Genomic DNA, 18389 nt, shown 5'->3' on the forward strand with positions numbered 1-18389 from the left:
GGGCCCACTCTGCAACGAGCGTAACCGGAGACACGCGGGTTCAGCCCGTGCTCACCCATACGGCGTAACTGCCCAGCTCAGAACGCATCGCTAGGCACGTAAACCCCCCAAACCTCCCGCAATGCCCCGCACACCTCCCCCACCGTCGCCCGGGCGCGCAGTGCGTCCTTCATCGGGTACAGGACGTTGGTCGTGCCTGCCGCCGCCTGCTTCAGGGTGGCCAGGGCCGTGTCGACCGCCTCCTGGTTGCGGGTCGCCCGGAGTCTCGTGAGGCGCTGTGTCTGCTGGGTCTCGATGGCCGGGTCGACGCGGAGGGGCTCGTACGGTTCCTCCGTGTCGAGCTGGAAGCGGTTGACGCCGACCACCACCCGCTCGCCGGCGTCCGTCTCCTGGGCGATGCGGTACGCGACGCGCTCGATCTCGCCCTTCTGGAAGCCGTGTTCGATCGCCGCCACCGCGCCGCCGAGGTCCTCGACCCGCTCCATCAGGGCGACCGCCGCCGCCTCCACGTCGTCCGTCATCCGCTCGACGGCGTACGAACCGGCGAAGGGGTCCACCGTCGCCGTGACGTCCGTCTCGTGGGCGAGGACCTGCTGGGTACGGAGGGCCAGGCGGGCGCTCTTGTCGGTGGGCAGGGCCATCGCCTCGTCGAAGGCGTTGGTGTGCAGGGACTGGGTGCCGCCGAACACCGCCGCCAGACCCTGGACCGCGACCCGGACCAGGTTCAGCTCGGGCTGCTGAGCCGTCAGCTGCACCCCGGCGGTCTGCGTGTGGAAGCGCAGCATCCACGACCTGGGGTTCCGCGCACCGAACCCCTCCCGCATCACCCGCGCCCAGATGCGCCTGGCCGCGCGGAACTTGGCGACCTCCTCCAGGATCGTCGTACGGGCCACGAAGAAGAAGGAGAGGCGCGGGGCGAAGTCGTCGACGTCCATGCCGGCCGCGATCGCCGTACGGACGTACTCGATGCCGTCCGCGAGCGTGAACGCGATCTCCTGTGCGGGGCTCGCACCCGCCTCCGCCATGTGGTAACCGGAGATCGAGATCGTGTTCCACCTCGGGATCTCGGCCCCGCAGTACTGGAAGATGTCAGCGGTCAGGCGCAGCGAGGGCTTCGGCGGGAAGATGTACGTGCCCCGCGCGATGTACTCCTTCAGCACGTCGTTCTGGATCGTGCCCGTGAGGCGGTCGGCCGGGACGCCCTGTTCCTCGCCGACGAGCTGGTACATCAGCAGCAGAAGCGCCGCCGGGGCGTTGATCGTCATCGACGTCGACACCTGGTCCAGCGGGATCGCGTCGAACAGCACCCGCATGTCGTCGACCGAGTCGATCGCCACGCCCACCCTGCCGACCTCGCCGTGCGCGATCGCGGCGTCGCTGTCGTGGCCCATCTGCGTCGGCAGGTCGAACGCGACGGACAGACCCGTCGTGCCGTGGGCGATCAGCTGCCGGTAGCGCGCGTTCGACTCCACGGCGGTGCCGAAACCGGCGTACTGGCGCATCGTCCAGGGGCGGCCCGTGTACATGGAGGGGTACACGCCCCGGGTGAAGGGGTACTCGCCCGGCTCGCCCAGCTTCCGCGCCGGGTCCCAGTCCGCCAGCGTGTCGGGGCTGTACACCGGTTCGAGGGGTAGTCCCGACTCGGACTCACGCGTCATGGTGTGTCCTTCCGCGTAGCTTGCCAGTCGCCGCACACAACACAATGCCGCGTAGTTCGTCCCCGGTCATGTGCGGGGAGCATCGATGGGACGGACGGATGGGGGCGAGGACGATGAGCTTCGGGGGGTCCGGCATGAGCTTCGGGGGGTCCGGTTTGCGTACTACGGACATGCGAAAGGTGGTTTCCTTCGCGGTTTCCTTCGTTCTCGCGGCTCTCGCCGTGGCCGGCTGCACGGTGCGCACCACCGACGCGGACGGTGGGGCACGGTCGCCCGTGCACATCCAGGTCTCGCACTCGCCCGCCGACGACAAACCCGGCGGCAAGGGAACCACCTTGGCGCCGACACTGACACCGAAGCGGGCACCGGCACCGGCGGCGAAGAAGGCGGCCCCCGCTCCCGTACCGCCCGCCGCCGTCCTCTGGTCGCGCGGTGACAGTGGGCGTGACGTGCGCGAACTCCAGGCGCGGCTGCGTCAGGTCGCCTGGCTCTTCGACGGACCGACCGGGTCGTACGACGATCTGACGGAGAGCGCCGTCAAGGGCTTCCAGGGCAAGCGCGGGCTGCCACCCACCGGAAAGACCGACACCGTCACCTGGCAGCGGCTGCTGCGGATGACGCGCGAACCGGGACAGTGGGAGCTGTATCTGATGGGCGGGCAGCCGGCCGCCTACCCCGACCCGCGCTGTCTCAGGGGCCGGGTGCTGTGTATCAGCAAGACGAGCCGGACGCTGCGCTGGATGGTCGACGGCCGGACCCTGTCGACGGTGTCCGTGCGGTTCGGCAGCCAGTACACACCGACCCGGGAAGGCGTCTTCAGCGTCTACTGGAAGTCACGGCATCACGTGTCGACGCTCTACCACTCCCCGATGCCCTACGCGATGTTCTTCAGCGGCGGTCAGGCGGTCCACTTCTCCGCCGACTTCGCGGCCCGCGGCTACGGCGGCGGCTCACACGGCTGCGTGAACGTACGGGACGAGACGGCGATCGCCGCGATCTTCGCCGAGGTGAGCAACGGCGACAAGGTCGTCATCTACTGGTGAGCCGGCGACAGCGGCTGAGGTGGATTGGGGGCGCGGACGGGACCGGGGGAACGTGTCCCGCCCGCGCCAGGTGCACGAGCCGTAGGTACGGGGGGAACCCCGGCTCTGTGCGAGGAACCGATGACCAGTCGGCTCACTGTCTACTGCGTCGGCACCACGGAAAATGTCACACTCGGCCCGCGAGAAAATTCTTCGTCGCGTGTCCGTGCAGGTCAGAGGGGTGCGCAGCGGTCATTCCTGAGGCGTACGAGGCGTACGGGGCTCAGGTGGCCTTCGGTAGCGGCAGCATGCCGTACGACGGGGTGGCGGCCGGGGCCCGACCCTTCCGGGGTACGTGTGTGCCGGGGGCGGCGAAGGACGTCGGGGTGGGTTCCGGCCTCGTCGCGGTAAGGCCGGGGTGACCTCCGCCGTTGCCGTGGCCCTGGCCGTTCCCGTTGCCGTTTCCGCCGTGGCCGTGGCCGCCGGTGGCGCCGTGGCCCTTGCCGCCGTTGTCACCGGCGCCGCTCTGGCCGCCCTCGGCGCCGACGTCTCCGCCGGTCTTCCCGGTGCCCTTCCCAGCGCCCTTCCCGGTGTCGGCGTTCGAGCGGAGGGCCGACTCATGCTTCAGGGTCTTCTCGCAGTACTTCGGCACATTTCTGGGCCCCTTGGCCGCGTTTTCCAGGGCCCGTCTGCGCTCGGCGTCCAGCTTCTTGCCGCTGTGCAGGTCGCGGCAGGACATGGCGAGTCCGCGCCAGTCACCGGGCAGGCCCATACCCGAGTGGCCCCGCTTCCCGTGGTTCGGACCGGCCTTGGGGTCGCCGCCCCCGGCGGTGCCCCGGTCGCCGGGGCCCCCGTTCGTGGGGTCGGGCCCGAGGGACGGCACGCTCTTGCCTCCGGTGCCGCCGTCCGGCGAGGGCGAGGCCGGCTCCAGGCCACGCGGCCCGGCGGCCGACACGGTGGCGGCGGGGCGGCCGGGCGCCTCACCGTGGAACGGGTTCGGCAGGACGCCGACACCGGCGGCCATCGCTACCGAGCCGACCATGCCGGCGGCCAGCACGGCACCGAGCCCCAGGCGCAGGGGGCGGTTCCTGCGGGCCGGACGGACGCGGCGTCGACGGGAGGCACCGGGGCGCCCGGACCCTCCCACCCGGATGACACCGATGTCGGAGTCCAGGTCCGTGTCCGTCCCGGGGGCGCCGCTGCCGAGGCCGGCGACCGGGCGGGCCTTGCGGAACGCGGCCAGCGCGGCGGCCTCGCCGGGGAGTTCGGCGCCGCCCTGCGGGCCGTCCACGGAGAGCGAGTCCAGGGTCTTCGCGAGTTGCTCGGCCTGGTCGCGGGCTTCGGGGCCCGCGGACGTCAGTAAGGCCTCCGGTGACTTCCCGCTCAGCAAACGCTCCGCCGCAGCGTGGTCCAGCCACCCGTACCGGTCGTCGTCGGCCATCACATGTCCTTCTGCGTCCGCGAACGCGTATGCGTCACACCGGCCGACGTCACCGCACGTCCGTGCGGTTCCCGTTGGAGCGGCAGCGCGTCGAGCGCGGCGGTCGCGTCCGGGTCCTCGCCGAGCAACTCCGCGAGCCGTCTCAGACCGCGGTGCGCCGCCGTACGGACGGCTCCGGGGCGCTTGCCGAGGGTCTCGGCGGCGGTCTTGGCGTCGAGGCCGACGACCACTCGCAGGACGACGGCCTCGGCCTGGTCCTGCGGCAGCCGGGCGATGAGGGAGAGGGTGCTGTCGGTGGCCAGGGACTCCATCGCCTCGCCCGCCGTGTCGCAGTCGGCGGCCCGGCCGGACAGTTCGGTCTCGTCGCCGCCGATGGCCGGGCGGCGCCCCCGCATACGTATGTGATCGAGGGCACGGTTGCGGGCGATCCGAGCGGCCCAGCCCCGGAAACGGTCCGCGTCCCCGCTGAACCGGTCCAGGTCACGGGCGATCTGGAGCCACGCCTCGGACGTGACGTCCTCGGCGTCCGGATCGCCGACCAGCGTCCGTACGTACCCGAGCAACCGTGGGTGCACGGAGCGGTACACAGTCCGGAAAGCGGTCTCGTCCCCAGTCTGTGCCGCAAGCACCGCGGTGGTCAGCTCCGCGTCGTCCCCGTGCACCACACCTCTTCGCGCCTAACCGGCGCCGCTCTCGCGGCCCTGGTTCTCGCCGTCGTGGTTCCTCAGCGAAAGGCACGTTACGTCGTCAAAGTGCTCCTCGTCCATGTCCGTACAAGGTGCAACTATCTCGTGACGCGATGACGCTGTGACAGAAAGCGCGCCCGCGGCGCTGTAAGAGATACGGGCCGCCGCGCGGCCCGTGCCACGCGACGGCCGGGGCCTCTCCTGTGGGGGGTGGCGGCCCCGGCCGTCTCCGTGGGTCACCCACACGACCTGGGGCTTCGCGCGGATTCCGTGACCAGCGCAACCGGCCAGGCCAGGCGCCTCGTGTGATCCCACCCGGTGACGCGCACCCGGGAAGCGCCCGTTTTTCCGGCCCGAGGCGCAGGCCGAACTCCGGAAACTCCCTCGCGAGCTGGTGGTGCGGGTTGCGCACGTCGGGCATCGCCCCGCCGTCTACGACACCTGGCAGCCCTCAACAATCCCTGGCGCGAAGCGGGCAGGTGCCTTGCGAGTGCCGTGCCGTCCTTCTCCGTTACCGGAAAGGTAGCGTCAACGGGGATTTGGATGGCGGGGCCACCGTCGGTCCGGATCCCCGGCCCGTCGTCGCGGACCCGCTGAGCCGGCGTGAGCGGGAGGTCGCCGCGCTGGGGGCCAAGGGCATGACGAACCGGCAGGCCGCCAGTGTGCTCGGGCTCTCCCCGCGCACCGCGGACGCCCCTGTCGCCAGCATCCTGTCGAAGCTCGGCTTCAGCTGCCGCGCCCAGATCGCGGCCTGGTGGGCCGCGACCCGGCCGTCCTCACCCGGCGTCGGGAACTGACCTAGAACGCCGTCGCGTCCAGGCACAGCAGCCGCAGCGAACCGTGGCCGCCGAAACAGCGGCGGGCCTCGTCGACCGGGTCCCACAACTGCCCGTCGACCGTACGGATCCAGTGCCCGCCGTCCGCCTCGAGCCACTCGGCGGCGCCCCCGGCCTGCCGCACGATGACTTCACCGGCGTACGCCCCGAAGCCGCGCAGCACCGATTCCACGGCGGCGTACGGCGTCCGCTCGCGGCGGAGTTCCTCGATCATCCGGTCGACGCGCCACAGACTCTGGGTCGAGTAGTCGAGGCGCAGCCGCGCACCCTCACGCATCGTCGAGACGGTGTCGGCGGCCCAGCGCACGGGTTTCGCGGCGGCCTGCGGGCGCATCGTTCGTTCTGGTGCTCGGTGTGCTGCTCGGTGTGCGGTCACAGTCAAGGAAAGCGTGCAGGTGGCGACCGGTGTCACCCCCTTTCGGCGGCTGACGGGAATCGCTACGGGACCGCCCCTGATCCACCCCAGGTCCACCCCGGGACAGCCACAGGAAGGCCACACGACCGGGTCCCGGGGGGTCAGGCCCGTCCGCGCGCCCGCCGCGACACCACCGCGCGCAGGACGCGCCGGCCCTCCGTGGACACCGCGAGCGCCTGCCGCAGTCCACCGAGACCGTGCTCGGCGAGCATTTCCAGCACCCTGGTCTGGCGCCGCAGTTCGGCCGCGACGAGGGGCGACATGCCCTCCGTACGGCCTTCCCGGTGAGCGTCGAGCGAGGACGGGCCGGCGGGGGAGGCGTCCAGGAGCCGGTGGATGCGGAGCGCGGCGACGGAACAGGCGTCGGCCCACTCACGTACCGAGGCGGCGGACCGGATCGCGGGGGCGGCGGCGAGCATCCGCCGGGCGAGAAGCTCGGCCTCGCCCTCGGCGGAAGCCGGGGAGGCGGTGACGGCGGCATCCGTGCCCAGCTTGACGCGGACCTGTTCCAGCCGGGTCGCCCATTCCTCCGCGTCGCTCCCCTCGGCGAGGGCGGCCCACAGGGGGCGCAGGATCTCGTCGTCGCCGTCCAGGAGGGCCACGCACCGATCCAAACAGGCCAGTCCGCTGACGGTCAGGCCGCGCTCATCGGCGCGAGCGATCAGTTCCACCAGGCTCATGCACGCCTCCTTGCCAGGGCGTCATCCCTTACGGAGCCTGCCCTTTCCCTTACTGCGTGCGACGTGGCCGGAGCGTCACAGGGGCAGCACCCCGAGTCGGTCGAGGAACCGGAAGAACAGGTTTTCGGCCAATGGATCGGGTTCGGAGGTCAGTACGTCCAGAAGCGGCCCGATGTTCACGGTATGGCCGGCCTCGGCGGCCCAGTCGACCGCGCGTTCGGCGGCGTCGCCGGGTTCCAGGAAGTAGTCGTCGAGGGTGAGCGCGCCGCCCTCCTCGCTGCCCCCGTCGCCCGTGTCCTGCCCGGCGCCCAGATATCCGGCCATGGCGCCGCGTGCCAGACAGGTGGTCCACGCCCCGCTCTCGGGCGCCGCCGCCTCCAGCACCACGCAGTGACTGTCCATGATGTACCCGAAGAGCGCGGGCGCGCCGGTCTCCAGGGCGAGGGTGTTCATGCTGCCGACGTCACCGTCACCGCTCGGGTACTCCCACACCTGCCAGCCGTCGTCCCGCTGTTCGCGCGAGGTCAGCGCGGAGCGCACGGCCCGCAGGGCGTCGGTCTCGGCGAGCGGCCGCTCGCTCCTGCCCACGATCAAATAGCCCCAGTAACCCAATGCCATCCCCCTGGCCTTCTGGTTTCTGCTCGCTCTGCCCGCGCCGAATACACCACAGAGACAAGGGAGTTGGCCAGGGATCTGACGCCAGGTGTGTCAGACGCCCGCGGAGCCGGGGCCCTGCAGCGCCTTCTCGTTCTGCATCCGGGTCAGCCGCAGCACGACGAAGATCGCGAGGACGGCGGCCGCGATGTCGGCGGCATCGGAGAACAGTGCCTGGCCGACGGCGACTCGGATCTTCTCTGCCGTGTCGGCAGGAGAGTACGTGCCGAAGTCGTTCCGGCTGGTGAAGAGCGCGACGAGCCACAGTGTCCACCAGGCATTGACGAGCCCGTGCGAAGCGCGGGTGTCGGCAGGGATGCTGGCATCCCAGATGTCCAGCATGATCCGGCGCGGGAACCACAGGCTCACGACCGGCACGAACCAGCACCAGACCGTCCAGCCGCGCTTCATGGTGTGCCCGAACGGGTTGAACACCTCGGCGTTGATCCGCACGCACTTGAACCAGACGAGGTAGACGACGGCTGTCGCGAGGAGGGACGCCGTCTGTATGTACCCGGCGGCGGCGTAGAGCGAGTCCGCGTGAGCGGCGTCGCTCCGGACGGTGACGTAGGCGGCGTAGGGAACGCCCTGGTCCGCGAGGGAGCCCATCACGTCGTACACGGTGACGCCGGCGTAGACGGCGAAGAGGTCGCCGGCGACGACCAGTCCGAGCAGCACGGCGACGGCCTTGCCGAGCCCGACCGGCGACCGCAGCCAGGCCGGGCCGTTCGGCGGGAGGTCGGGACGTACGGACGGAGTGGAGGGCTGGCCGCGCTTGCCGAACATACGAATCCCCCGAGAATGACGGCACGGGACGCCGCGCCGAGACGAAAGCCGGGCGCTGCCCCCAGGGGCGCACCCGGCATACGAAGAAACGAAGACGCGAAGATACGAATACGAATTCCCGTGCGGAACCTACGGTCAGTCCGCCTCCCGCGTCCAGCCGATATCAGCCAGTCGGTATCAGCCCAGCCGGTTCGCCAGCTTCTTGAAGTCGGTCCAGGACAGGGACGGCTGGACCCGGGGATCCCACAGCTTCTGGACGGTCGCCCGCAGCGGCATCCGGATGCCGGCCGCCACCTGCTTCTGTGTCTGCGCGTTGGACAGGTCGCACCAGACGGCGAAGACCCCGCCGAGAATCTGGTTGTCGTACGCCGAGGAGACGGCCGTGGTGCCGCGCAGCACCCGCGGGGTCCACTGCTTGTAGATGCGCTCACCCGTGGGATAGAAGAACTGGTTCGGCTGCCCGAGCACGTAGTAGAGGTACTCGTCGTTGTAGTTGACGACCTTGCGGCCCGCGCTCAGATACCCGGCGGGCTGCCGCGCGCCGATCTCCTTGCCGGTCCAGTAGGCGACCTGGATGTTCTTGTCCGGCTGAACGGAACTCGACAGGTAGAAGCCGTCGTTCCAGGCGCGCACAGCCGTCCGGCCGTGGGCGCGGACGGTAGCCGCCCGGTCATTGAGCCAGCCCGTCGCGAGGTCGGAGACCCTCGCACCGGCGCCGTACCTCGCGGTGGCCGCCGCGGCGAGCTGGGGATACGAGACCGCCGGGTTCGCGACCGCCAGGGCCCGGTACTCGTCGCCGCCCAGATGCCAGGACGCGCCGGGGAAGAGGTCGGCGTACTCGCCCAGCAGGTCGTCGATGATCTTCGCGGCGCCGGGTTTGGAGATGTCGAGCGCCCCTCGGACCGGCGTGCCCTGCGCGTTGGTCAGCTGGAGCTCGGGGTGGGCGGCGAGGACCGCGCCCAGATGGCCCGGGGAGTCGATCTCGGGCACGACGGTGATGTGGCGGCTCGCGGCCAGGGCGACGATACGGCGGACCTCGGCCTTGGTGAGGTGGTCCCTGGACACGATCTCCGGGTGGGTGTCGGAGGCGATCCGGAAGCCCTGGTCGTCGGAGAAGTGCAGGTCCAGCTCGTTGAACTTGAGGTCGCCCAGTTCACGGATGCGGTCCTCGATCCAGGACGCCGGGAAATGCTTGCGGGCGGTGTCCAGGGACAGCCCGCGCCGCTGCTTGGCGGGCCGGTCGCGCACGACCCCCTCGGACGCGGTGCCACCGGCGGCCACCTCCTGCTTGAGGGTGCGGGTGCCGTAGAAGACGCCCGCTTCGGCGGGGGCGGCGATGGTGACGCGGCGGTTGCTGACGGTGAGGGTGTAGGACTCGGGGCCCTTCGCCGCCTGCCCAGGGGCCAGCGTGAGCTGGACGTCCCCGGCACGCGGGGCGGCCGTCCCGCCGTACGCCATCCGCAGCTCACCGGCGAGCAGCTCCCCCTCGTCGGCGAGACCGCCGCCGGTGACGACCACACGTGCGGTGGAGGCGGGGCGCCAGCCCGGACCCCGGGCGGGTACGTGCTCGCGTACGGCGGGGATGGTGCGGGGCGTCTTGGAGAGCGGGTAGACGCGGGCCGGGGACGGAGAGGGTGGGGCGGGAGCAGGGGTGCGGGATCCGGCCGAGGGTGCGGAGCTCGCCGCTCCGGCCGCCTCCGAGGAGGGCGTCGCGTCGCTCGACGCGGCGGTGGCGCCCAGGTCGGTGCCAGAACCCGCGTCGCCGGCCGGCCAGAAGGCGACGGACACTCCCACCGCCCCGGCGGCGACGAGAACACCGGCCCCGAGAAGCAACCCGGGCCCCTGTCCGTACGTCTTCCTCTGCGGACCCCGTTTCCGTTCAGGAGCCCGCCGCCTCCGCCCGGTCACCGGTTCCCGCCTGTCCGTGCCTCACATATCGCTCGCATGTCACGCACCTCCTGGCTCGCCTTCACATCTGAACCTACGTCCCCGACGCACCGGCACCGTCCACGGTACGTTCCGAAACTCTCCCATTCGGGTGAAATTCAGACGTCCGTCGGACTGCTCCTGACCACTTCTCGATAATGTGAGCGGCAATTCCCGCGCATCTCACACACCAGCCCACGACGCCGAGGACTCACGCTGCCCGCGCACCGTCTACCCGACCACTCCGGCCCGCTCGCCATGCCGGCCCAGACGCGCGCCGAGTCCCCCTGCCCCACCCTGCCGGGCTCTCTTACGCCGACAACGCTGGAACGGTTCAACACCGACCCCGCCGAGGACGTCGAGCGCGCGCTCCTCGCCTGCCTGCGCAGCCTCCGCTGGGCCCGCCGTCTCACCGACCACCGCCCCTACCCCGACCTGGACTCCCTGCTCGCGGCAGCGGACGAGGCGGCGTACGACCTGGCCCCGGCCGACCTGTCGGAGGCCTTGGCGGCAGAAGCGCTGCCCGCCCTGCCCGACGGCGTGTACTCGGCGGCCCACATGGCGCTGGGGGCGGCGCATGCGGCGTACGAGAGCCGATTCGGCCACGTGTTCGTCATCTGCGTCGATCACACCTCCCCAAACGAGGCCCTCAACCAGGTCCTGACAGGCATCCGGTCACGGTTGACAAACGATCCGGAGGAAGAACGAGTGGTGGCAGCCGAGGAACTCCGGCGCCTGGCAGGGCAACGGTTGGCGAGCTACGTAAGGGACGCGGGGCCGCAACATTCCGCGGCTCCGCCGCGGGGCGCGACCAGCCACATCTGACCCGCACCCGGCAGACGAACCGCAAGCCCCTCCCCCAGTAGCCGCAAGCAATAGCCCGTACGAGCCTCTTTGATCACATCGGTAGGCCCGCTGTAAGCGTTCCGACAACACGTCGCTACGATGGCGAGGGCCGGAGGACCGTACCCGGCCGGGCCCGTCCGACACCCGAAGCCGGCGCGGCCCCGATCCCCGCTCCCGGAGGGTTTTCCGTGCCGGCTGGAACGCTGTACCGCGGCCGGGAAGGAATGTGGTCCTGGGTGGCTCATCGAGTCACCGGCGTCCTCATCTTCTTCTTCCTGTTCGTACACGTCCTGGACACCGCTCTCGTCCGTGTCTCCCCCGAGGCCTATGACGACGTCGTGGCCACGTACAAGACGCCGATCGTCGCCGTGCTGGAGTACGGCCTCGTCGCCGCCATCCTCTTCCACGCGCTCAACGGCCTGCGCGTCATCGCCGTCGACTTCTGGTCGAAGGGCCCGCGCTACCAGAAGCACATGCTGTGGACCGTCGTCGGCCTGTGGGTCGTGCTGATGATCGGGGCGATCTACCCCGTCCTCGGCCACGCCGCTCGTGAACTGTTCGGGAGCTGACCCCCATGGCGACGACTGAATCCACCGCTTCGGGCATCGGCCCCGTCGAGGGCTCGGGCACGTTCGCGGGCTACGACGCCGACAACCCGGCGCCCCTGATCGAGGCCCCGCGCAAGCGCACCAAGAAGTCCCCGAAGTCCACCCGGGGCAACTTCGAGATGTACGGCTGGCTGTTCATGCGCCTGTCCGGCATCGTCCTGGTCGTGCTGGTCCTGGGCCACCTCCTCATCCAGCTGGTGCTGGACGGCGGTGTCTCCAAGATCGGTTTCGCCTTCGTGGCCGGCCGCTGGGCCTCCCCGTTCTGGCAGGTCTGGGACCTGCTGATGCTGTGGCTGGCGATGCTGCACGGCGCCAACGGCCTGCGCACCGTCATCAACGACTACGCGGAGCGCGCGAACACCCGGCTGTGGCTCAAGGGCCTGCTCTACACCGCCACGGTGTTCACGATCCTGCTGGGCACGCTGGTGATCTTCACCTTCGACCCGAACATCCGCTAGGCCACCGGGTCACAAGGGGCTGAGGTAATTCTGATGAAGATCCACAAGTACGACACCGTCATCGTCGGCGCGGGCGGCGCCGGCATGCGCGCGGCCATCGAGTCGACGAAGCGCAGCCGTACCGCCGTACTGACGAAGCTCTACCCGACCAGGTCCCACACGGGCGCCGCGCAGGGCGGTATGGCCGCCGCGCTCGCCAACGTGGAGGAGGACAACTGGGAGTGGCACACCTTCGACACGATCAAGGGCGGTGACTACCTGGTCGACCAGGACGCCGCCGAGATCCTGGCGAAGGAGGCCATCGACTCGGTCCTCGACCTGGAGAAGATGGGCCTGCCGTTCAACCGGACGCCCGACGGGACGATCGACCAGCGCCGCTTCGGCGGCCACAGCCGCAACCACGGCGAGGCGCCGGTCCGCCGGTCCTGCTACGCGGCCGACCGCACCGGTCACATGATCCTCCAGACGCTCTACCAGAACTGCGTGAAGGAGGGCGTGGAGTTCTTCAACGAGTTCTACGTCCTCGACCAGCTGATCGTCGAGGTCGACGGTGTGAAGCGGTCCGCCGGCGTCGTCGCCTACGAACTGGCTACCGGTGAGATCCACGTCTTCCAGGCGAAGGCCGTGATCTACGCGTCCGGCGGCTGCGGCAAGTTCTTCAAGGTGACGTCGAACGCCCACACGCTGACGGGTGACGGCCAGGCCGCGGTCTACCGTCGCGGGCTGCCGCTGGAGGACATGGAGTTCTTCCAGTTCCACCCGACCGGCATCTGGCGCATGGGCATCCTGCTGACGGAGGGCGCCCGCGGTGAGGGCGGCATCCTCCGCAACAAGGACGGCGAGCGCTTCATGGAGAAGTACGCGCCGGTCATGAAGGACCTCGCGTCCCGTGACGTCGTGTCCCGCTCCATCTACACGGAGATCCGTGAGGGCCGCGGCTGCGGTCCTGAGGGCGACCACGTCTACCTCGACCTCACCCACCTCCCGCCGGAGCAGCTCGACGCCAAGCTCCCGGACATCACCGAGTTCGCGCGCACCTACCTCGGTATCGAGCCGTACACGGACCCGATCCCGATCCAGCCCACCGCGCACTACGCGATGGGCGGCATCCCGACGAACGTCGAGGGTGAGGTGCTCCGCGACAACACCACGGTGGTGCCCGGCCTGTACGCGGCCGGTGAGGTCGCGTGTGTGTCGGTGCACGGCGCCAACCGCCTCGGCACGAACAGCCTCCTGGACATCAACGTGTTCGGGAAGCGGGCCGGTATCGCGGCGGCGGAGTACAGCCAGAAGGCCGACTTCGTCGAGCTCCCCGAGAACCCGGCGGAGCTGGTGATCTCCCAGGTGGAGCACCTGCGTGAGTCCACGGGCACGGAGCGGGTCGCCGCGCTGCGTCTGGAGCTCCAGGAGACCATGGACGCGAACGTCATGGTGTTCCGTACCGAGCAGACGATCAAGACGGCGGTGGAGAAGATCGCGGAGCTGCGCGAGCGCTACCGCAACGTCTCGATCCAGGACAAGGGCAAGCGGTTCAACACCGACCTCCTGGAGGCCATCGAGCTGGGCAACCTGCTCGACCTGGCCGAGGTCATGGCGGTCTCCGCGCTGGCCCGCAAGGAGTCGCGCGGCGGTCACTACCGCGAGGACTACCCGACCCGCGACGACGTCAACTTCATGCGCCACACCATGGCGTACCGCGAGGTGGGCGACGACGGCACCGAGTCCATCCGTCTCGACTACAAGCCGGTCGTCCAGACCCGCTACCAGCCGATGGAGCGTAAGTACTGATGGCAACCCCTGTTCTGGACAAGGCGGACGCGGCCGGCGAGCCCGAGCCCGGCTTCGCCGACTCCCCGTACATCACGGTCACCTTCCGCATCCGCCGCTTCAACCCTGAGCTGGCGGCCGAGGCGGTCTGGGAAGACTTCCAGCTGGAGATCGACCCGAAGGAGCGCGTCCTGGACGCCCTCCACAAGATCAAGTGGGACCAGGACGGTTCGCTGACGTTCCGTCGTTCCTGCGCGCACGGCATCTGCGGCTCGGATGCCATGCGGATCAACGGCAAGAACCGCCTTGCCTGCAAGACCCTGATCAAGGACATCAACCCCGGCAAGCCGATCACGGTCGAGGCCATCAAGGGCCTGACGGTCCTGAAGGACCTGGTCGTCGACATGGAGCCGTTCTTCCAGGCGTACCGCGACGTGATGCCCTTCCTCGTCACGAAGGACACCAACGAGCCGACGCGCGAGCGCCTTCAGACGGCGGAGGACCGGGAACGGTTCGACGACACGACGAAGTGCATCCTGTGCGCGGCGTGCACGTCGTCGTGCCCGGTGTTCTGGAACGACGGCCAGTACTTCGGTCCGGCCGCGATCGTCAACGCCCACCGCTTCATCTTCGACTCGCGTGACGAGGCCGGTGAGCAGCGGCTGGAGATCCTGAACGACCGTGACGGTGTCTGGCGTTGCCGTACGACGTTCAACTGCACGGACGCCTGCCCTCGTGGCATCGAGGTCACGAAGGCGATCCAGGAAGTGAAGAGGGCGCTGATCACGCGTCGCTTCTGATCTTCCGGTGTAATGAACTTCCGGTGTTGACCGAGTTCACCCCAGGGCCCTGTTTCCTCCGCTTCAGTGTGGAAACAGGGCCCTCGGGCATTTCTGGCCCGTCCGCACCATTAGGAACTTGGTCAACTCCCGTTACAGACTGGGCACATGACCATCCTGAGGAAAACGATCGCAGCACTGTCGGCCGCCGCTGCCACCACGGCCACACTGCTCGCGATACCCCCCACCGCCTCGGCAACCCCGGTGCACGACACGGCACTTGGCCAACGCCCGCTCGCCAGGGAGAACTTCGACCATCTCCCCCTCGGCCCGGTCACCGCCGGCCACGGCTGGACCGCGGACACCTCCAAGGGCACCCTGACCGTCGCCCCGAGCGCATACGGCAAGGGCCGCGAACTCCGCGTCCACACGGAGGGCAACGGCCGCGCCTTCCTCGTCTTCCCCGACCTCGCCCCGCCCGGCAACAGCTACTGGGCCCGCCTGCGCCTGCGCGTCGACGCCTTCCCCACGGCTCCCGACTGGGCCCACTGGACGATGGCGGAGGCCTCCGGCGCCGACTCCCCCACCCTCGTACGTCCGTTGGGCGGCCAGTACGCCCCCACGGACAAGGGCAACTTCTGGGGCGTCGGCTCCGACCTGGGCCCGACGGGCGACTGGACGTCGTGGAAGACGTCGGCACCGGCGGTCGCGGGGAACTGGAGCTGCGTGGAGTTCCATCTCGACGCCAAGGACAACAGTGTCACGGTGTACTTCGACGGGGTCGAGCAGTCGGACCTGACGGTCGGCACGAAGAACCACGGCGGCGCCCAGGACTCCGACTTCGTCTTCCCGACGTTCGACAAGCTGAAGCTGGGGTGGCAGCTGTATCAGGGGAACCCGTCACCGGCGTCGTACGACGTGCGGATGGACGATGTGGTGGTGAGTTCGCGGCGCGCGGGCGGGTGTTGAGGACGCCCACGTCCTGACCCGGTGAGCGGCTGGGGGTCGGGGGTGGTGAGGCGGGCGGTGCCCTGCCTCACCTGCCCCGGCCCGGGTGGCGGACCGCTCACCCGAGGACGATAGGGAGCCTCGCGGTCCTGGCCGGAAGGGGCGAGCTGAGCGGCGCCCTGCCTCACCTGCCGCCGACAGGCTTTTCAGCCGAGGATCAGCGGAAGCCTCGCTGCGAGGTGCCCCAGGGCGGCTGTCTCCGTGTCCGTGGGCGTACGGCGGCCGGTGCCGATCAGCAGCGCGAGCTCGTCGGAGAAGGCGGCGGGAAACCGTGCACCGGCGATCGCCTCCAGCGACGCGCGGGCCGCCGCGAGGGTCTCGGCGGGCGGCTGCCGCACGGGGTGCGGGAGGTGCGCGATCAGGTCGAGGTGGTGCAGGGTCCATTCGGTGACGTACGCGGAGAGGTAGTCCCCGACGGTCAGCACCTCATCGCGGGTGGCGACGCGGACGGTGCGATCGGCGAGCCGGGCGGCGCGGCCGGCGGCGGAACCGACGTCGTCGAGGTGGAACTTGAGCAGCGCGGGCTCGCCGTAGGCGGCGGCCAGTCGGGGGATCAGGGCATCGAGCGGGTCGTCGCCGGTCGGGGGTTCGGTGCGGACATCCCAGTAAGTGACGGCGTCGACGGTCGGCTCGGCTTCGGTGGGCGTGACGAGGGTGATCAGGACGTCCTGCGCGTCGATGACGAGGTGACAGACCAGGTCCCGTACCAGCCAGCCGGTGCAGCCGGAGGGGCGCGTGAAGTCGTCGTCGGGGAGTGCGGCGATGGTGGTGAGCAGTGCGGTCCAGGAGCGCGAGAAGAGGTCCACGGTTCGGCACCGTAGTGGTGGTCGGGAAGGGTGGACAAGCGGATTCGAGTGGGGCGTTCTGCGCACCTGGAGGACGCTTGCGCTCACCCGGACCCGCCCGACCCGCGTACGCAAGTGTGGAGCTGGGCGCGGAACCTCGGAGAGTTGGCCACGATCGGGTGAACCGGGTTCGCGGTCCCTTCACGAGAGCCGACAGTACGCCAGGGTACTAGTATGGAAGCGTACTACTCGATGAGGACCCGATGGCCTGGCACCTTGATATGGCCGTGGAGGTTCGCGACTGGCTGCACGAAGTTCGCAAGGACAACCGGGCCACGGCACAGCTCGTAGGCCAGGCGATCCAGGCTCTCGTCGACGAGGGCCCCGATCTTGGACGTCCCCTGGTAGACCGGATCAAGGGTTCAGCCCTGCACAACCTCAAGGAGTTGCGCCCCGGCTCAGCCGGAAGCAGCGAGATCCGCATCCTGTTCGTCTTCGATCCGGAGCGCAGCGCCGTCCTTCTCGTAGCCGGCGACAAAGCAGGCCATTGGACCGAGTGGTACAGACGCTCCATCCCCTTTGCCGAAGCCCGGTACAGGGAGTGGCTCGTCCACCTGAAGCAGAGGCAACAGAAGGAGACGTGAACATGACCAGCTTCCACTCCTGGGACGAGGTCAAGGAGGAGGTCTTCGACGCGGAAGACCTCCACGAGATCTCGGCAGGAGCCCGGCGCATGGTGGCCGAGGCACGCGCGCACCGGCTCGCCGAGATGCGTCGTCAGCTCGGTCTCACCCAGCGCGAAGTCGCGAATCGTATGCACGTGCGCCAGGAACGGGTGTCTGCCATCGAGCGCGGCAGTACATCATCCGCAGAGGTGGGAACGGTAGCTGCCTACGTCGCCGCCTTGGGCGGAGAGCTGGAAGTCGTCGCCAACTTCAACGGGACGCGGGTGGTCGTGGCGTAGTGAGTCTGGGAGGCGGAGGCTGACGGTGGGGTGGCATGGTGGTCCGGCTGGCGGCTGCGGCAAGTTACTGCGGTCAAGGGCTACTGGGCCATTGGCCACAACTGCCTCCATGCGGCGTACAACCTCTGGACATCGCGCAAGTCTCTCAGGTGCTCCCGAATTGGTTCGTCACGGCGCGGCCCGGCCAATGCCCTGTCCGGACGGGGGCGACCAGACCACCGAGGGCAGCCGCAAGGCCTCGCGTACCGCAGGAGACACATGTCCATACGCTCTACCGCTCGCCTGGTCCTCGCGACGGCAACATCCGTCGCACTGGCCGGCGGATTGCTCACTCTGTCGACAGGCCCCGTAACAGCGGCCACGCCGGCCAGGTACGCCGACGATTACAACGGCGACGGCTACCGGGACTACGCGGTCGGGGACAACGACTCGGTCACCGTGACCTACGGGACCGCGACGGGTCCGGCACGAGGAGCAAGAGGTTTTGATGTTCTTCGCCTCGGGAAGTTGAGGAACAGGGCCCCCCTTCTTCTGCGCCAGACGAGCAAAGATGGTGTCGGAATCCGACATCTTGAAGTCCCCCGACCTGCCGCCAGGAATGAGTGAATATTTCGGCACACCGAATTCTGCGTACACGGATCCCGGGCGTGCCGATATGTATGCGTCTCGACTTGCCGGGTACGCAACGTAGGTGAAACCACCCCCACCACGTTGAACCATTCCGGTCTCCATCACCGCCTGATGCTCTGCCCCAGACATCCAACGGCCAACAGTGACCATCCCGTCGTCTGGGGTGTGGCCTCCGGTGTTGTGAACGAGGACCTGCGTCTGCCCAGCGAGCACATAGTACGTGTGCTGCACGGACCCCTCTACCTGCTTTTTCGCAGGTCAAGCGCAGTTTGCCGGTCCGGTGAAGTGCGTGGGTGTCTATGGTTGTGGGGGGGGTGTTGCCGTCGCTACTGCCGTCAGACGGTTCAGCCCAGGTACGGCTTTTCGCGCTGTTCCAGGAAGTGGTGGAGCCTGAGTCGTTGGGTGTGGTGCATCGGCAACTGCTCGATCTCTTCCGGCAG

The 18389-nt window shown here is 69.3% G+C and carries 20 protein-coding genes and 1 pseudogene; 10 read left to right on the forward strand and 11 right to left on the reverse strand.

What is annotated here, in order from left to right; translation table 11 throughout:
- Positions 1-77: 77 nt before the first annotated feature.
- Complete coding sequence (locus tag ADL01_RS33750; RefSeq protein ID WP_053745850.1) at positions 78-1658, reverse strand: acyl-CoA mutase large subunit family protein; 1581 nt, start codon at positions 1656-1658, stop codon at positions 78-80.
- 170 nt (positions 1659-1828) lie between these two features.
- On the opposite strand from ADL01_RS33750, the gene ADL01_RS33755 reads away from it, so the two are divergent.
- Positions 1829-2701, forward strand: coding sequence for a L,D-transpeptidase family protein (locus ADL01_RS33755; RefSeq protein ID WP_053745851.1), 873 nt, complete (start codon positions 1829-1831; stop codon positions 2699-2701).
- A 262-nt stretch (positions 2702-2963) separates the two neighbouring features.
- Here the strand turns inward: ADL01_RS33755 and ADL01_RS33760 are convergent, their stop codons facing one another.
- Positions 2964-4121 (reverse strand): hypothetical protein, encoded by a 1158-nt coding sequence (locus tag ADL01_RS33760; protein WP_053745852.1) that lies wholly within the window; start codon positions 4119-4121, stop codon positions 2964-2966.
- Positions 4121-4783, reverse strand: coding sequence for an RNA polymerase sigma factor (locus ADL01_RS33765; protein ID WP_053745871.1), 663 nt, complete (start codon positions 4781-4783; stop codon positions 4121-4123). The genes ADL01_RS33760 and ADL01_RS33765 overlap by 1 nt, the downstream gene beginning before the upstream one ends.
- Positions 4784-5346: 563 nt before the next feature.
- On the opposite strand from ADL01_RS33765, the gene ADL01_RS46850 reads away from it, so the two are divergent.
- Positions 5347-5604, forward strand: a complete 258-nt coding sequence (locus ADL01_RS46850; protein ID WP_063783617.1) for a LuxR C-terminal-related transcriptional regulator — start codon at positions 5347-5349, stop codon at positions 5602-5604.
- A 1-nt stretch (position 5605) separates the two neighbouring features.
- On the opposite strand, the gene ADL01_RS33775 is transcribed toward ADL01_RS46850, so the two are convergent.
- From ADL01_RS33775 to ADL01_RS33795, 5 genes are all read right to left on the reverse strand, one after another.
- Complete coding sequence (locus ADL01_RS33775) at positions 5606-5977, reverse strand: hypothetical protein (protein WP_053745853.1); 372 nt, start codon at positions 5975-5977, stop codon at positions 5606-5608.
- Positions 5978-6159: 182 nt separating this feature from the next.
- Positions 6160-6738, reverse strand: a complete 579-nt coding sequence (locus ADL01_RS33780) for a hypothetical protein (protein ID WP_053745854.1) — start codon at positions 6736-6738, stop codon at positions 6160-6162.
- Positions 6739-6813: 75 nt separating this feature from the next.
- Entirely contained in the window at positions 6814-7350 is a 537-nt protein-coding gene (locus ADL01_RS33785; protein WP_053745855.1) for a hypothetical protein, read from the reverse strand.
- 96 nt (positions 7351-7446) lie between these two features.
- Positions 7447-8178 carry a DUF4328 domain-containing protein gene (locus ADL01_RS33790; protein ID WP_053745856.1) on the reverse strand — a complete coding sequence of 244 codons (732 nt, stop codon included), beginning with the start codon at positions 8176-8178 and terminating at the stop codon, positions 7447-7449.
- 177 nt (positions 8179-8355) lie between these two features.
- Complete coding sequence (locus ADL01_RS33795; RefSeq protein WP_053745857.1) at positions 8356-10011, reverse strand: beta-N-acetylhexosaminidase; 1656 nt, start codon at positions 10009-10011, stop codon at positions 8356-8358.
- A gap of 351 nt (positions 10012-10362) precedes the next feature.
- Here ADL01_RS33795 and ADL01_RS33800 point away from each other — a divergent pair, with 351 nt between their 5' ends.
- From ADL01_RS33800 to ADL01_RS33825, 6 genes are all read left to right on the forward strand, one after another.
- Positions 10363-10929, forward strand: a complete 567-nt coding sequence (locus ADL01_RS33800) for a 2-oxo-4-hydroxy-4-carboxy-5-ureidoimidazoline decarboxylase (protein WP_053745858.1) — start codon at positions 10363-10365, stop codon at positions 10927-10929.
- A 209-nt stretch (positions 10930-11138) separates the two neighbouring features.
- Positions 11139-11519 carry a succinate dehydrogenase, cytochrome b556 subunit gene (gene sdhC, locus ADL01_RS33805; protein WP_078960909.1) on the forward strand — a complete coding sequence of 127 codons (381 nt, stop codon included), beginning with the start codon at positions 11139-11141 and terminating at the stop codon, positions 11517-11519.
- A gap of 5 nt (positions 11520-11524) precedes the next feature.
- Entirely contained in the window at positions 11525-12016 is a 492-nt protein-coding gene (locus tag ADL01_RS33810; RefSeq protein WP_053745860.1) for a succinate dehydrogenase hydrophobic membrane anchor subunit, read from the forward strand.
- 33 nt (positions 12017-12049) lie between these two features.
- Positions 12050-13804 carry a succinate dehydrogenase flavoprotein subunit gene (gene sdhA / locus ADL01_RS33815; RefSeq protein ID WP_053745861.1) on the forward strand — a complete coding sequence of 585 codons (1755 nt, stop codon included), beginning with the start codon at positions 12050-12052 and terminating at the stop codon, positions 13802-13804.
- Positions 13804-14583, forward strand: a complete 780-nt coding sequence (locus ADL01_RS33820) for a succinate dehydrogenase iron-sulfur subunit (RefSeq protein ID WP_053745862.1) — start codon at positions 13804-13806, stop codon at positions 14581-14583. Before sdhA ends, ADL01_RS33820 begins: the two co-directional genes overlap by 1 nt.
- A gap of 147 nt (positions 14584-14730) precedes the next feature.
- Positions 14731-15531 carry a hypothetical protein gene (locus ADL01_RS33825; RefSeq protein ID WP_053745863.1) on the forward strand — a complete coding sequence of 267 codons (801 nt, stop codon included), beginning with the start codon at positions 14731-14733 and terminating at the stop codon, positions 15529-15531.
- Positions 15532-15716: 185 nt separating this feature from the next.
- Here the strand turns inward: ADL01_RS33825 and ADL01_RS33830 are convergent, their stop codons facing one another.
- Positions 15717-16376, reverse strand: a complete 660-nt coding sequence (locus ADL01_RS33830) for a maleylpyruvate isomerase N-terminal domain-containing protein (protein WP_053745864.1) — start codon at positions 16374-16376, stop codon at positions 15717-15719.
- Between the two features lie 242 nt (positions 16377-16618).
- Here ADL01_RS33830 and ADL01_RS33835 point away from each other — a divergent pair, with 242 nt between their 5' ends.
- Positions 16619-16999, forward strand: coding sequence for a type II toxin-antitoxin system RelE/ParE family toxin (locus tag ADL01_RS33835; RefSeq protein ID WP_199834997.1), 381 nt, complete (start codon positions 16619-16621; stop codon positions 16997-16999).
- Positions 17000-17001: 2 nt separating this feature from the next.
- The gene (locus ADL01_RS33840) at positions 17002-17319 is read left to right on the forward strand and encodes a helix-turn-helix domain-containing protein (RefSeq protein WP_053745866.1); all 318 of its coding nucleotides are present in this window, start codon (positions 17002-17004) and stop codon (positions 17317-17319) included.
- A 168-nt stretch (positions 17320-17487) separates the two neighbouring features.
- Here ADL01_RS33840 and ADL01_RS47945 read toward each other — a convergent pair whose 3' ends face one another.
- Positions 17488-18099: a hypothetical protein gene (locus tag ADL01_RS47945; RefSeq protein ID WP_420719766.1), complete on the reverse strand. Its 612-nt coding sequence runs from the start codon at positions 18097-18099 to the stop codon at positions 17488-17490.
- A gap of 194 nt (positions 18100-18293) precedes the next feature.
- Positions 18294-18389 (reverse strand): annotated as a pseudogene (locus tag ADL01_RS33845) (DNA mismatch repair protein MutT); the annotation flags it as partial.

Origin of the sequence: Streptomyces sp. NRRL WC-3618 (assembly GCF_001280005.1) — a bacterium.
Lineage (GTDB): Bacteria > Actinomycetota > Actinomycetes > Streptomycetales > Streptomycetaceae > Streptomyces.